The following is a 13,135-nucleotide window of genomic DNA, read 5'->3' on the forward strand; positions in this document are numbered from 1 at the left end:
TGCTACAATGTCCATGGCGATTGAGACCTTTCGTTAGGGTGTTGTTGTGGTGACTCTATTCTAACAAACTCTATCGCCTTTTTCTATACCCTTGGTCTCACATCTATTGTAACGCTACACAATCTTAGCCGACCCAATACGATGGGTATTGAACTTTTATGGGATTTATATTATAATAACGACAAATAGGGGGCTGCTTGGAACGTGTAATATGCTCAACCCTGATGGTGCAATTGATAATGCATCGGGTATATTATTGTTAGCGTGCTTATAAATTTTCATATAATTTTCCAATCATTGCCCATACGGGTAAATTCCGTATAAAATCGTCTCTTTCGACGAGTCGTCCATGTTAATTAGAAAATATAGATTTTTAATTTCAACATTTGGATCGTCAGGTTCTACATATTCCTCCCATTCTATCTATAGGAAAACAGGAACAGATAGGCATATTTTTAGAGGGGGTAAGCGATACACATGAGAGCGCTTCAGCGTACAGTTAAAGCATTTCTGTATATGTTTGGGCTGTTGAAGAGGATACGCCCTAAACGATTATTGACGATGCCTATCTCGATTATCTTTAAGGCGATAAAACCATTTATACCAATTGTCTTTCCGTCATTGATAATAGATACTTTACTAAACGGCTCAGACTTGCAAATTATTTTACTGCTCATTGCCGCAATGTGCATTTCGGAGATTATCATAACATTCGTACTTGAAATTATTGGCGAAAAAAATCTTGTTGACAGTGCGGTTTTTATATTCAATTGACAGGCGTTATTTTGAATAAATATATGGAGCTTGATATGGCTGATCTAGAAGACCCCAAAGTTTTCGAAAAATACAGTATGGCTAATTCAGCTTTAGATATGCACGTCGATAATTTCATTAATCTCGTTGAAGGGATATTGATACGTTTTTTAGAATTAATTGGGGCTTCCGTAATTATTATCACGCTCCATCCTGTAATTATTTTGGTTGTAATGTTTTTTACCTTTTTGCTATCCTTTATACAGAAAAAGCGTTTAAATACGGAACGAGAATTTGACGAAGGTGCAGTGGAAGAACGCCGCAAGTATAGCTATCTATATGATACGGTCAATGACTTTAAATATGGAAAGGAAATACGAACGTACGGCATAAAGAAAAATATAATAGGTCGGGTAGAATCCATCAACAAAAGTATATACATAAAGTATAAGCAGTCGAGAAAAAAATCGAGCATTTATCAGATCGGGTATCATTCACTTGTCTTTTTACAGCAGGCGGGAATATACGGTTATCTAATCTTGTCTTTTGCTTTACAAGCGATCAGTGTCGGCAATTTCTTGTTATATCTCGGCTCAATTGATAGATTCAAAGAGGCGTTGACATCGATTGGGGATGTTGCTGTTCAAATGAATTATATGGGGATTCGTATTTACGATATACAAAATTTTATGTCGATTGAAAGCAAATTGCAGAGCACAAAGAAAGAGAATGTAGGAATCGATACATGTTCAGGTTACGATATACGCTTTGAAAATGTAGGATTTCATTATCCAAATAGTGAAGCTATGGTGCTAAAAAATGTTAGTATCACGATTCCTCAGGGGGAAAGATTGACGATCGTAGGTGAAAATGGCGCTGGAAAATCTACGTTTGTTAAGTTGTTGTTGCGAATTTATGATCCCACGGAAGGGGATATATACTTAGGTGGAGTGAATATTAAAGACATTCCGCTTGAAGAATATCACAGTATACTGGCTACTGTTTTTCAGGATTACAAGGTTCTGTCATTTACAGTGAAGGAGAATATAGCGTTTGGAGATGCATCTGCTGCGGATGACAGGAATATCTTTCACATACTAGACTCACTGAATATGGGGGCAAAGATCAGAAGTCTAGCGAAAGGCCTTGACACCTATTTGAACAATGACTTTGAAGAAGACGGTGTACAAATGTCAGGCGGTGAAATTCAGAAGTTGGCCATTGCTAGAGCTATCTATAGAAATGCGCCTATTTTTATTATGGACGAGCCAACCAGCGCGTTAGATGCGATTTCAGAAATGGAAATATACGAATTAGTATACAAAATGACGGAGAATCGTACCTGTATATTTATCTCCCACAGGATGTCCACTGCACGTCTCGCTGATAAAATTGCCTTTTTTGATCATGGTTGTATAACCGAATATGGGACCTATGAAGAACTGATGCAGGATAAGGGGAGTTTTTACAATATGTTTTATATGCAGGCGAAATATTACATAATGAACGAAAAATCAGTGTAGAGAAACGGTGATATGCAGATGATTTGGACAAAGAAGAAAAATATAGCGGCTATTTTTACTATTTATAAATATATTATTAAGGATATTCATCAGACTTCCAAAACGTACTTGCCTCTAAAACTGATCCAAATTGTAATGAATGCCGTATATCCCCTTACCATTGTCATTTTCCCTAAAGAAATTCTTGATCATGTGATAAACGGGGAATACATCAATGCCTGCAATGTGGTACTCATTTTATTCGGAATCAATATAAGCTATTGCATTATAAACCAATTGTTGACCTTGTTCTTTGAGCTCAAGGACCATCAATTGGCTAAATATTTTGAAAAAATGCTTATGAAACAAATAATGGATATTGAATATCGATTCGTAGAACTAGCAGGCACATACCAGTTGAAAGAAGAGGCCAGCCGAGGAAGCAACCATATATTAAGTTTTATTACTAATGCGCAGATATTAATTAAGAATTGCATTACTCTTCTATCTGTGACATATTTGGTAATGTACCTGAATATTTTTATCATTTTTTTGATTTTTGGAGTCATTGTTTTTAACGCATATATCAACTATAAGAAAAACAAAGCGGATCTTAATTTGGAGACAGGATTTGCGGTATTATATAGAAAATGGGATTACTTAAATTATATATGCCGCGATGTTACCAATGCAAAAGAAATCCGTCTTCATCATTTATCAAATTGGCTTTCTAAACAGATATCCCATTTTTGCGAAGATAATGAACAATAGATTCGAAGCAGTTTCCACAATAGTTCTCTAGCGCGAAGATATGCGACAATAAGTGGAATGATACAAAAAGGGATCGTATACTTTTATGTGGGACTGCAATTGTGGAAGAGAAGTATAACCGCGGGTGAATTTACTCAATATATAGCGGCTTTTGAAATGATATCCTCGACGCTGATATCAATTATCAATAGCTATTTAGACATAAATAAGGATAAACATTTAATTCAAAAGTATTACGATTTTATACAACACAAAGAGGATAAACAAGACAATCTGGTATTGCCTGGACCAGGTGGAGCAGCTGCATGTCGAATTGAAATACAGGATGTATGGTTTCGTTATAATGAAGAAAGCGAATATATATTAAAAGGGATTACATTATCGATCTCTGAGGGAGAGCGCCTTTCTATAGTTGGCCGGAACGGATGTGGAAAGACAACGCTTGTAAAGCTTTTGCTGCGTCTTTTTCATCCGGAAAGAGGAAAAATATTGTTGAACGGAAGAGATATATATGAGTATACGTATGATGAGTATTGCAAATTCTTTTCCGTCATTTTTCAAGATTTTAAAATATTTTCTTTCACAGTCCTAGATAATATCGTAATGTCAGACATGTCGTATAATAGTGAAGAAATAGAGATACATGAGGATAGCAAATCCCGTGTTAATGTTGCGATTGAGAAGGCGGACTTGTCAACCACTATAGACGAATTGCCAAAAGGAATTTACACTTACGTTAATAAAATTATGTGGCGGATGGCATTGAACTTTCTGGTGGGACACAGCAAACATTGGCGATGAGTCGTGCTTATTATCGCAATGCGGACATTATTTTTTTAGATGAACCTACTGCTATGTTGGATCCGCTAAAAGAAAGCCGTATATATGAAAACTTTAATAAATTAATTGGGAATAAGACAGCGGTATATATCTCTCACAGGATGTCCAGTTCACGCTTCTGTGATAAAATTGCATACATAGAAGATGGGATAGTAAAAGAGTATGGGTCACATGAAGAGTTGATGAGACTTGATAGGTTATATGCTACTATGTTCAAAAAACAGGCGAAGTTATTTGGCGAGATATAATGTTAACAATAAAAAAATGCCCAATTTAAACATCGCCCTTCTTTAAAAATCGGCTGTCCAGCGTCAGCGGCATTGTGCAGCGAAACCCCCGCTGAATCAAGCTGTAAAGTTTAAAACTCAAAAATTCCGGTGTCAGGTAGAGAGTCTTGCACAGGGAGAAGAAGTCCATCTCCTCATCATCGATCAGGGATAAAACCCTCTCGTCCTCAATCAGAAAGTCTGCGGCGAACAGGTTGGCTTCATATTCGAGTTTGGACGTCATATCATAGAGAAAGAGATCTCGCATGGGAGCAGACATGATCTGATGATGGTGCAAGATAAGGTGAGCGGCTTCGTGGGCTGCCACGATCGTTTTCTCTGCGTCATCCAGGAGACCGTTGATGACAACAAAGGTAGAGCGGTTGGCATAGTAGCAATACCCCTTTAATCGAGAATATTGGTATGATTCCCGGACATCAGCCTTCATAGCCTGTAGAAGCTGAAAAGGGTTCCGGGTATCGTACTTTTTTTGTACTTTGACCGTCTGTTCATAGATTGTATGATTGCACAAAGCAATTCCTCCTTTGTAGCGGCAAGATCAATGGATACCCGTGCTCAATCGAACGTAAGAAATTTCTTAGGAGTAAAGCGTTTGGCCTTTTCCTTCGATTCCAGGTAAAGCCCTTGGATTTCATGAAGAAATGCGAGCTGATCATCCTCAGATAAATCACCGCCTGCAAAAAGGGCCGCCGCCTGTTCCAGAATAGCCTCGGCTTGTTTTGCGCCGTTAGTTCCATATTTTTGCGCGACATCCGTAATGAACTCTTCATCTTCGGTTCGAAGATAGTTGACATCAACGTGGAAGACGTCCGCTAGACGATGGTAGATATCGCGGGATTTGGGATAGCTGTTTCTGTTTTCATAGCTGACGATGGTTCGCTGGCTCAGCCCGACTGCATGGGCTAAGTCTGCCTGTGTCATTGCCTGACCCTTCCGCAACTCCCGCAACTTGTCTCCAAACTTCATGGTGTTGCCTCCTTGTTATTGGAATGTGAAGATAAAATTCATAATATGACTTGACAAATGAAGGAAGATTTCCTATAATTGGAAATATGAAGATAAACTGCCTATATCTTACCATAAACTGCACATTTTGTCAAATGGAAAACAAAGGGAAGGTTATAATATAGATTACAATTAAAAATTGAGATTAGAAAAATAGAAAGATAATTATACCTAGAAGTTATAATAAATCATACAATAATAGGTTTTATATAAAAACCTAGAGTTATACAATAATGCACAAGGAGATGAGGAAAATGAATGATTTTTATGCAAAAGCAGGGCAAAGAATACGGAATCTTCGGGAGGTGAACCGGTACACAAGAGAAAAGCTTGCGGAACTTGCAGAAATCTCTCCTAAATTTTTATACGAGATTGAGGTGGGAGCCAAAGGGTTTTCGGCGGACACATTATCCCGCATCGCGTCAGCGCTGTCCGTCTCATGCGATTACATATTGTCAGGAGGAAAGCAAAGAGTCTATGGGGAGGATATCCTAGACGTTGTTAAGCTCTTTGACGACACACAACAGCGTACGCTATCGAATGTTCTTAAACTTATGTACGAATTACAAAAAACAAAGTAAATCCGACAGGAGGAAATACAATGAAAGTAAAACCATTGAAAGACAACATTTTAGTTAAGATGATCGAAAATGAGGAGACAAGTCCAAATGGAATTATTTTAACAGGTGCTGCAAGAGGGGAATCGAATCTAGCGGAAGTCATCGAAACGCCGGAGATTTTTGGTGAAGATCAGGAGATTCTGCTGCGCGGTGAGACTGTGATGGTAACGCCCCACTGCGGCACAGAGGTGAAAGTGGATGGTGAAACATATCGGATGGTATCGTATCATGACATTTTAGCAGTATTTGAGAAATAATGGAGGGGGATAGAACAATGGCAAAGAAAATTTTGTTTGGCGAAGAAGCGAGAAAGGCGTTGACCCATGGACTGGATCAACTGGCGGATACAGTCAAAATTACTCTGGGTCCTAAGGGGCGCAACGTGGTGCTGGACAAGCAGTATGGGACGCCGCTGATTACCAATGACGGGGTGACCATCGCGAAGGAGATCGAGATTGAGGACGAATTTGAAAATATGGGTGTACAGCTTGTCAAGGAGGTTGCCACGAAGACCAACGATGTGGCAGGTGATGGGACGACAACAGCTACATTGTTGGCTCAGGCAATAGTACACGCGGGCATGAAAAATATCAGCGCGGGAGCCAATCCCATTTTGCTTAAGCGAGGGATTGAGCATGCTGTGAAGACGGCAGTTCAGAGTATCGCGGATGAGTCCCGCAAAGTCACGTCAACCTCTGATATTACCCGGGTCGCGGAGATCTCCGCAGGCGACTATGAGGTGGGACGTCTCATCTCCGATGCAATGGAAAAGGTCACAACCGACGGTGTCATCACGGTGGAGGAATCCAAGACAGCGGAAACTCTGTGCGATGTGGTAGAGGGAATGCAATTTGATCGCGGCTATATCTCCCCGTATATGGTAACAGATCACGATAAAATGGAAGCGATCGTGGAGGACGCCTACCTTTTGATCACCGATAAGAAGATCGCCAATATCCAGGAAATCCTGCCACTGCTGGAGGAAGTCGCGCAGGCGGGAAAGAAGCTGGTTATCATCGCGGAAGATGTGGAGGGAGAAGCTCTGGCGACGCTAGCCATCAACAACATGCGCGGGACCTTCACCTGTATTGCGGTGAAGGCGCCGGGATTTGGCGATAGGCGCAAGGAAATGCTGTCCGATATCGCCATCCTGACGGGAGGTGAGGTCATCTCAGAGGAGATCGGGTATGAGCTGAAATCTGTCAGCATGGATCAGCTTGGCCGTGCCTCTCGAGTCCGGGTGCAGAAGGAGAATACCATCATTGTCGGCGGTGCTGGCTTAAAGACTAACATTGACGCCCGTATCCACCAGATTCGCACGGAGATTGAGAATTCCACCTCAGATTTCGACCGCGAGAAGCTTCAGGAACGGCTGGCGAAGCTGTCCGGCGGCGTTGCTGTCATCAAGGTGGGCGCGGCCACAGAGGTGGAGATGAAAGAGAAAAAGATGCGCATCGAGGATGCGCTGGCGGCAACGAAAGCGGCTGTTGAGGAAGGAATTGTAGCCGGTGGCGGCATTGCGCTGATGGCGGCCTCCAAAAAGGTGGAAAAGACACTGGGAAAATATAGCGGCGATGAAAAAATTGGGGTGTCCATTATTGTAAAGGCTCTGGAGGAGCCGGTCCGGCAGATCATTGAGAACGCCGGCAAGGAGAGCTCCGTCATCGTGAATAAAATCCGGAGAACGGAGAGGAAGAACTACGGATACGATGCCTTTGGGGAAAAATATGGCGATATGGTGGAGATGGGAATCGTGGATCCAGCAAAGGTGACCCGATCGGCCCTGCAAAACGCAGCATCTGTAGCGGAGATGATTTTGACAACGGAGGCGTTGGTTGCGGACCATAAAGAAGAGACGCCACAGTGCTCAGCACAAGCTCCTCAAAATCCGGGGATGATGTACTAAGAAAATCGAGATACTTTGGCGAACTGGCATCGGTCTTCTTTCTCTGGGATTTAAGACATCGATGCCAGTTTTTCTATAAGTGGAAATGAGGAAATGAGTGTGAAATGTCCTACCATCATTGCAGGACCGTGCGCGGTAGAAAGTATGGAGCAGATGAGGACAATCGTCCCTTTTTTGTTGTCCATGAAGATACAGTATATTCGGGCAGGCGCCTTCAAGCCCAGAACCTCACCCGATGATTTTCAGGGGTTGGGGATGGAGGGGCTTTCGATTCTGGAAGCCGTTCGGAGGGAGTATTCTGTCAAGATTGTGTCGGAGATTGTGGATATCCGCCACTTGGAGAGGATGTGCCAGTGTGTGGATATCTTGCAGGTAGGCGCGCGAAATATGGACAATTACGAACTGCTCAAGGAACTAGGGAGAAGCCGCGTACATGTGTTATTGAAACGGCACATGAGCGCCACGATTGCAGAATTTGAAAAAGCGGCCCAGTATATTTTGCAGGAGGGAAATCCGAATCTGATTCTGTGTGAAAGAGGAATCCGAACCTTTGAAAATGCCACGAGAAACACCTTAGATCTAAGTTGCTGCGCCCTTATGAAACGGAGACTAGATCTGCCTATAATAGTGGATATTAGTCATTCCCTAGGAAGAAAAGATATTGCGGCGCCGATGGCAAAGGCGGCTCTGGCAGCCGGCGCTGACGGGTTAATGATCGAGGTTCACCAGCAGCCATCCATCGCCTTGTCGGACGCGGCCCAGCAGATGGATTTTATAGAGTTTGAAGATTTTTTACAAAACATCCGCGCTGCTGGCGCTATGGGGGAACTTTAGTGCGAAATATAAGCTCGATACCTTATTTTTCACAGGGCAATTTGTGCCGGAGCATCACAAATTGCCTTCGCCCCGTCGCTAGCGCTCCGGAATGGAGGTTAATATGGAAATCGAGTTTGTTCAAATTTCTGAGCAACTCCCCTTCCCGGCTGAATTCATGCGATACCTCTCAGCGTCGAGGCAGCAGCGGATTCACCGATTTCGAAATGATAATGATAAGAAGCGAGGTCTGCTTGCAGAACTGCTGATTCAAAAATATGCCAGCCGGCTCTACAACATGGGGCGAAATGAGTATGAGATACAGACAACGGAATACGGGAAGCCTTATATTCCGGAACTGCCCGAGTACCATTTTAGCATATCCCATTCTGGCCTGTACGCCGCAATCGGTGTCAGTAAGGCGCCGATTGGCATTGATGTGGAGACCATCAGTCCCATTGATTTAGCTGTGGCGAAACGTTTTTTTGCTGGGGAAGAATACGCCTACGTCATGGAGCCTGAGTCCATTCCGAAGCGTTGGATACGATTCTACCGGATCTGGACACTGAAGGAGAGCTATGTCAAGGCGATGGGATGGGGAATGTACCGTTCCTTTTCATCGTTTACTTTTCACTGCGACCGAGAGACCATTACATGTGAGGATCTAGAGGGCGAACAGGGCTTTCAATTTCGCAGCGAGCCCTTTGCCAAGACGTATCTCGTCTCCATCTGTCATCAGGAGAAGGCTATTTCCCGATATGTGGTGAAGGGCGAAGAAGAGTTCTACAAGAGTTGGATGGAAGAGGTCGGAAGCGTAAAGTGAGGACAGGATGATTGGGATTATCTGTGCTATGGATGCGGAGTATGATGCGGTCAAAAAAGGATTTGACAGATTTCGCGAATTTGTTCACGACGGATTTCGGTTTGCTGAGAGTGTCTCGCCTCGTATGGTGTTAGCCAGGTCTCAGGTGGGAAAAACAGCGGCGGCCGCCTGTGTGGAGGTCATGACGGCGCTATACCCGATGATCGATTTGCTTATCTCCACTGGAATTTCAGGGGCGTTGGCCCCGCAGATCCCCATTGGCAGTGTCATTATTGGGAAGAAAGTGCTGGAGTATGGGGAGGGGGCGAGTGTTCGATACCCACTCCATCCAATTGAAAAGCTGAATGCAGGGATCGAATCCTTTTGTGAACGGCAGGGAATACCGGTGTTTTCGGGGACAGTTCTATCAAGCGACGCACCTGTATTCGATGCTTCATTTAAGAGGCAACTCTATCAAGAGTTTAAGGCGATCAGCGTGGAGATGGAAAGCGCGGGTATCTGCGCTGAATGCTGGAAGCGTGGCATTCGTGTATCAGTCGTGAAGGTGATCAGTGATTTTGCGGAGCCCTGTGTAAGCCGGCAGTTGCGAAGTGGATTCATCAGGGCCTTCGATGCGCTTACGGAATTATTTTCCAATCTTATAAAGGAGGAGTGGTATGGGAAAGTGGGTTGCCGTCATAGCGATTCTTAGTATCGCCCTAAGTTTTCCGTTCAAAACCTTTGGGCTTGAGGAGGAGCCAGTATATGAAGAGGCACTAGCGGATATCGTGGAAACGGCCATGGAGAAGACGGCTACACCTGGCGTGTCGATTGCCATTGTAACAGAGGATGGGATTTCATCGTATGCTTACGGCTACGCGGACCGTGAGCAAAGCAATCCTGTTACGCCCAGTACTGCATTTGAGATCGGTTCCATGAGCAAGGCCTTTACCGCATTGGGAATCTTATACCTGGAGCAGGAGGGAAAGCTGAGTTTAACTGATGATCTGAGACAATATATTCCGTGGCTGTCTCTGCGCTATGAGGGGCAATATAAAGGGAGTGTTATCGAGGGTGATGTACCGGTTACCATTGCAAACGCACTGTATCAGACAACGGGGATCCCTTTTGAAAGCATTGGGGAGCTACCTGAAGGTACTTCCGATCATGCGCTGGAGGATACAGTTCGCACTTTAATCGGGACAGAGCTGGACTTCTATCCTGGAACCAGGTATTCCTACGCCACGATTAACTATGATATTCTGGGTTTCATAATTGAAATCGTATCAGGGGAGTCATATGAAGCCTTCCTAGAGAAGACAATCCTGTCCCCCTTAGGATTGACTCATACCTATGCCAGATTTGGATCGATGCAGGAAAATTCGGAGCTGGCAGTGGGCTACAAGCGGGAAGGGTTGTCGGCAAAGCGATACGATGCGCCGTCTTACCGCGGCAATACACCGGCGGGATATATTGTGTCTACGGCGGAGGACATGGCGCGGTGGATGCAGATCCAGATGGGCATGATTCAGGTGGAAGAACCATATGCCAGCCTAATTGAGAAATCCCACATGGGCAATGCCAGCGTCGCTTCCACAGATGGATATCTATATGGAGCAGGTTGGAGCGTTCAGATCCGCGGCGAGGAGATCAATCATGGAGGGAGCAATCCAAACTTTTCTTCCATGCTCTCCATGGACTTTGAGCTGGGGATGGGGATCTGTGTCCTGACGAATCTCAACTCGAACGCTGGCGATTATATTACAAAAAATTTTTGGAATGCTCTCTATGGGAGGGAGTCCAGCAAGTTTAAACCAGATGTGTATCAGATGGTTGATACGGTGTTCACCTTAGTCTTTTTTGCAGGCGTTTTGCTATCCTTCGTCTTTTTTGTGCTGCTCATTATCGCTGCCTGGGACATAGTTAGAAAGAGGAGAAAGCGCGACCTGTTTACAAAGGGGAAAATCGCCAGTTTTCTCCTTTCCATTGTCATGCTCATTTTTCTCTGCTTTTGTGTCTATTATATCCCCAATGTGATCTTGGCAAGGCTGCCATGGAAAGCTGTTGCGGTGTGGGGCTCCTCGTATATAGAGCGGGGATGCCAGATTGGCTGTGTGGCTGGAATTCTATTCTTTCTATACGTTCAAGTCACGTTTTGTTTTCCCAAGCCAAAGGAGAAAAACTATATCACCTTGATCCCACTGTCCGTCCTCAATGGGTTGTGCAGCGCCCTTATCATCTTTACGATCAATGAATCCTTCAATCGGAATCTGGAATACTCCCGTGAACTGCTAGTCTATTTTCTCTTTTCCCTGATCTTTTTCGTCTATACGACGAGGTTAGCCCAGGGACGTCTCATTGCCATGACCAACGAGGTTGTCTACGAAAAGCGGATCCACCTGATCGAGAAAATCTTGCAATCTTCCTATGAGACCATCGAAAAAATCGGAGCGTCCAGAATTTATACCAGTCTCAACAATGACACGGAAGCGATTTCCAAAATTCCAGGCATGATCGTAGGAGTCGCGTCGAATCTGATTACGATGATCTTCTGTCTTGGGTACCTGCTGTCCAACAGTCTCGCGGCGTTCCTTGCCTCCGTGGGTGTTGTTCTCGTGAACTGTGGAATCAGCTTTCTCACAAGTCAGATTGCAAAGCGATATTGGGAAAAAAATCGAGACGTCCAAGACACGTATTTTCGTCAGATGACGGATCTAGTCCAGGGATTCAAAGAATTATTGCTCAATTGGAAACGGAAAATGGCCTTTTGGTCTGAAATGAAAACATACTCCAGGCTATCGGCAGACCTCTCCAAAACAGCATCCATCAAGTTTCTAAACTTTCAACTCTATAATACGCTGATGTACAACATAATTTTTGGCGTTGTCGTGTTTCTTTTTCCAATTTTTATAATCGGCATCCAGACGAACGATCTGCGAGAGACCTTGTTCATGGTGTTTTACCTGATTGGCCCTTTTGGTTCACTTATGAACACGATACCGGCCATTACGCAGGTCAGAGTCAACATCGACCGGATTCGAGAGTTGTCGGAACAGCTTGATGCGGAGGGGCAAACGCTCAGGACCGTTGAATCAGGCGCATTGCCACAGCTGGAAGTACCAGGAGAACTCAGTCTGCACGATGTGGTATATGAGTATGAGAACCATGATAATCAAAGGGAACGCATTGAATTTTCATTAGGTCCTGTCAATATACAGTTTGCACGCGGAGAGATCCATTTCATTACTGGAGGAAACGGCAGTGGAAAGTCAACGCTGGCAAAGCTTTTGACAGGCTTGTATACACCTACATCTGGAAAGATCTGTCTAGATTCCGTTCCATGTGGAAATGCGGAATTGAATCAACTGTTTTCCGCAGTCTACAGTGATTTTTATCTCTTTCCCAAGCTATATGGAATTGACCTGGAACAAAAGCGCGATGAGGTTTTGGCCTGGCTCAAGACGATGAAAATCGACCAACGGATTCATATCGAACCCGACGGTACCATTAACGCATCTGAGCTCTCTACTGGCCAAAAGAAGCGGTTGGCCTTTGTCTTATCCTGTCTGGATGAGAAGCCCTTCCTTTTATTTGATGAGTGGGCGGCAGAACAAGACCCGGAATTCCGGCAGTATTTTTATACGGAGCTGTTGCCTGGACTAAAAGAGAGAGGAAAGGGTGTGATTGTGATTACCCATGACGACCGATATTTCCATCTGGCGGATCACATCGTCAAGCTGGAGAGGGGAGAGGTGATGGCATCGTGAAGTTGTTTCCACTTTCAAACGCGCAGACTCGAATTTGGTATATGCAAACATGATATCCAGAATCATCGC

At 44.0% G+C, this 13,135-nt stretch carries 13 protein-coding genes; 11 read left to right on the forward strand and 2 right to left on the reverse strand.

Annotation, left to right across the window (positions count from 1 at the left end; genetic code table 11):
• Positions 1 to 809: 809 nt before the first annotated feature.
• The 4 genes from H8730_RS03930 (at position 810) to H8730_RS18010 (ending at position 4,114) form a co-directional block, all read left to right on the forward strand.
• Positions 810 to 2,276: an ABC transporter ATP-binding protein gene (locus H8730_RS03930; RefSeq protein ID WP_177719337.1), complete on the forward strand. Its 1,467-nt coding sequence runs from the start codon at positions 810 to 812 to the stop codon at positions 2,274 to 2,276.
• 12 nt (positions 2,277 to 2,288) lie between these two features.
• Entirely contained in the window at positions 2,289 to 3,026 is a 738-nt protein-coding gene (locus H8730_RS03935) for a hypothetical protein (protein WP_177719336.1), read from the forward strand.
• Positions 3,027 to 3,113: 87 nt separating this feature from the next.
• Complete coding sequence (locus H8730_RS03940; protein WP_249289410.1) at positions 3,114 to 3,827, forward strand: ATP-binding cassette domain-containing protein; 714 nt, start codon at positions 3,114 to 3,116, stop codon at positions 3,825 to 3,827.
• Positions 3,824 to 4,114 carry a hypothetical protein gene (locus tag H8730_RS18010; protein WP_430385369.1) on the forward strand — a complete coding sequence of 97 codons (291 nt, stop codon included), beginning with the start codon at positions 3,824 to 3,826 and terminating at the stop codon, positions 4,112 to 4,114. Before H8730_RS03940 ends, H8730_RS18010 begins: the two co-directional genes overlap by 4 nt.
• 25 nt (positions 4,115 to 4,139) lie before the next feature.
• Here the strand turns inward: H8730_RS18010 and H8730_RS03945 are convergent, their stop codons facing one another.
• Together H8730_RS03945 and H8730_RS03950 are read right to left on the reverse strand one after the other, a co-directional pair.
• Positions 4,140 to 4,664, reverse strand: a complete 525-nt coding sequence (locus H8730_RS03945; RefSeq protein WP_249289412.1) for an ImmA/IrrE family metallo-endopeptidase — start codon at positions 4,662 to 4,664, stop codon at positions 4,140 to 4,142.
• Between the two features lie 44 nt (positions 4,665 to 4,708).
• A complete protein-coding gene (locus H8730_RS03950; RefSeq protein ID WP_177719333.1) occupies positions 4,709 to 5,119 on the reverse strand; it encodes a helix-turn-helix transcriptional regulator in 411 nt (136 codons plus the stop codon).
• A 293-nt stretch (positions 5,120 to 5,412) separates the two neighbouring features.
• On the opposite strand from H8730_RS03950, the gene H8730_RS03955 reads away from it, so the two are divergent.
• From H8730_RS03955 to H8730_RS03985, 7 genes are all read left to right on the forward strand, one after another.
• The gene (locus H8730_RS03955; protein ID WP_177719332.1) at positions 5,413 to 5,739 is read left to right on the forward strand and encodes a helix-turn-helix domain-containing protein; all 327 of its coding nucleotides are present in this window, start codon (positions 5,413 to 5,415) and stop codon (positions 5,737 to 5,739) included.
• A 20-nt stretch (positions 5,740 to 5,759) separates the two neighbouring features.
• Positions 5,760 to 6,035 carry a co-chaperone GroES gene (locus H8730_RS03960; RefSeq protein WP_177719331.1) on the forward strand — a complete coding sequence of 92 codons (276 nt, stop codon included), beginning with the start codon at positions 5,760 to 5,762 and terminating at the stop codon, positions 6,033 to 6,035.
• 17 nt (positions 6,036 to 6,052) lie between these two features.
• Positions 6,053 to 7,684, forward strand: coding sequence for a chaperonin GroEL (gene groL / locus H8730_RS03965; protein WP_177719330.1), 1,632 nt, complete (start codon positions 6,053 to 6,055; stop codon positions 7,682 to 7,684).
• 93 nt (positions 7,685 to 7,777) lie between these two features.
• Positions 7,778 to 8,518 carry a bifunctional 3-deoxy-7-phosphoheptulonate synthase/chorismate mutase gene (locus H8730_RS03970; protein WP_177719329.1) on the forward strand — a complete coding sequence of 247 codons (741 nt, stop codon included), beginning with the start codon at positions 7,778 to 7,780 and terminating at the stop codon, positions 8,516 to 8,518.
• 103 nt (positions 8,519 to 8,621) lie between these two features.
• Positions 8,622 to 9,320, forward strand: coding sequence for a 4'-phosphopantetheinyl transferase family protein (locus H8730_RS03975; RefSeq protein WP_177719328.1), 699 nt, complete (start codon positions 8,622 to 8,624; stop codon positions 9,318 to 9,320).
• A gap of 7 nt (positions 9,321 to 9,327) precedes the next feature.
• Positions 9,328 to 10,011 carry a 5'-methylthioadenosine/S-adenosylhomocysteine nucleosidase family protein gene (locus H8730_RS03980; protein WP_177719327.1) on the forward strand — a complete coding sequence of 228 codons (684 nt, stop codon included), beginning with the start codon at positions 9,328 to 9,330 and terminating at the stop codon, positions 10,009 to 10,011.
• Entirely contained in the window at positions 9,977 to 13,066 is a 3,090-nt protein-coding gene (locus tag H8730_RS03985; protein WP_177719326.1) for a cyclic peptide export ABC transporter, read from the forward strand. Before H8730_RS03980 ends, H8730_RS03985 begins: the two co-directional genes overlap by 35 nt.
• Positions 13,067 to 13,135: the final 69 nt, after the last annotated feature.

Origin of the sequence: Bianquea renquensis (genome assembly GCF_014384895.1) — a bacterium.
GTDB classification, from domain to species: Bacteria; Bacillota; Clostridia; order Lachnospirales; family Bianqueaceae; genus Bianquea; species Bianquea renquensis.

What these genes read in the sequence shown, in the direction of transcription:
- H8730_RS03975 (WP_177719328.1), top strand. Translation starts at nt 8,622, where the DNA reads ATGGAAATCGAGTTTGTTCAAATTTCTGAGCAACTCCCCTTCCCGGCT.
- H8730_RS03930 (WP_177719337.1), top strand. Translation starts at nt 810, where the DNA reads ATGGCTGATCTAGAAGACCCCAAAGTTTTCGAAAAATACAGTATGGCT.
- H8730_RS03955 (WP_177719332.1), top strand. Translation starts at nt 5,413, where the DNA reads ATGAATGATTTTTATGCAAAAGCAGGGCAAAGAATACGGAATCTTCGG.
- H8730_RS03970 (WP_177719329.1), top strand. Translation starts at nt 7,778, where the DNA reads ATGAGTGTGAAATGTCCTACCATCATTGCAGGACCGTGCGCGGTAGAA.
- H8730_RS03950 (WP_177719333.1), bottom strand. Translation starts at nt 5,119, where the DNA reads ATGAAGTTTGGAGACAAGTTGCGGGAGTTGCGGAAGGGTCAGGCAATG.
- H8730_RS03960 (WP_177719331.1), top strand. Translation starts at nt 5,760, where the DNA reads ATGAAAGTAAAACCATTGAAAGACAACATTTTAGTTAAGATGATCGAA.
- groL (WP_177719330.1), top strand. Translation starts at nt 6,053, where the DNA reads ATGGCAAAGAAAATTTTGTTTGGCGAAGAAGCGAGAAAGGCGTTGACC.
- H8730_RS03985 (WP_177719326.1), top strand. Translation starts at nt 9,977, where the DNA reads ATGGGAAAGTGGGTTGCCGTCATAGCGATTCTTAGTATCGCCCTAAGT.
- H8730_RS03980 (WP_177719327.1), top strand. Translation starts at nt 9,328, where the DNA reads ATGATTGGGATTATCTGTGCTATGGATGCGGAGTATGATGCGGTCAAA.
- H8730_RS18010 (WP_430385369.1), top strand. Translation starts at nt 3,824, where the DNA reads ATGAGTCGTGCTTATTATCGCAATGCGGACATTATTTTTTTAGATGAA.
- H8730_RS03935 (WP_177719336.1), top strand. Translation starts at nt 2,289, where the DNA reads ATGCAGATGATTTGGACAAAGAAGAAAAATATAGCGGCTATTTTTACT.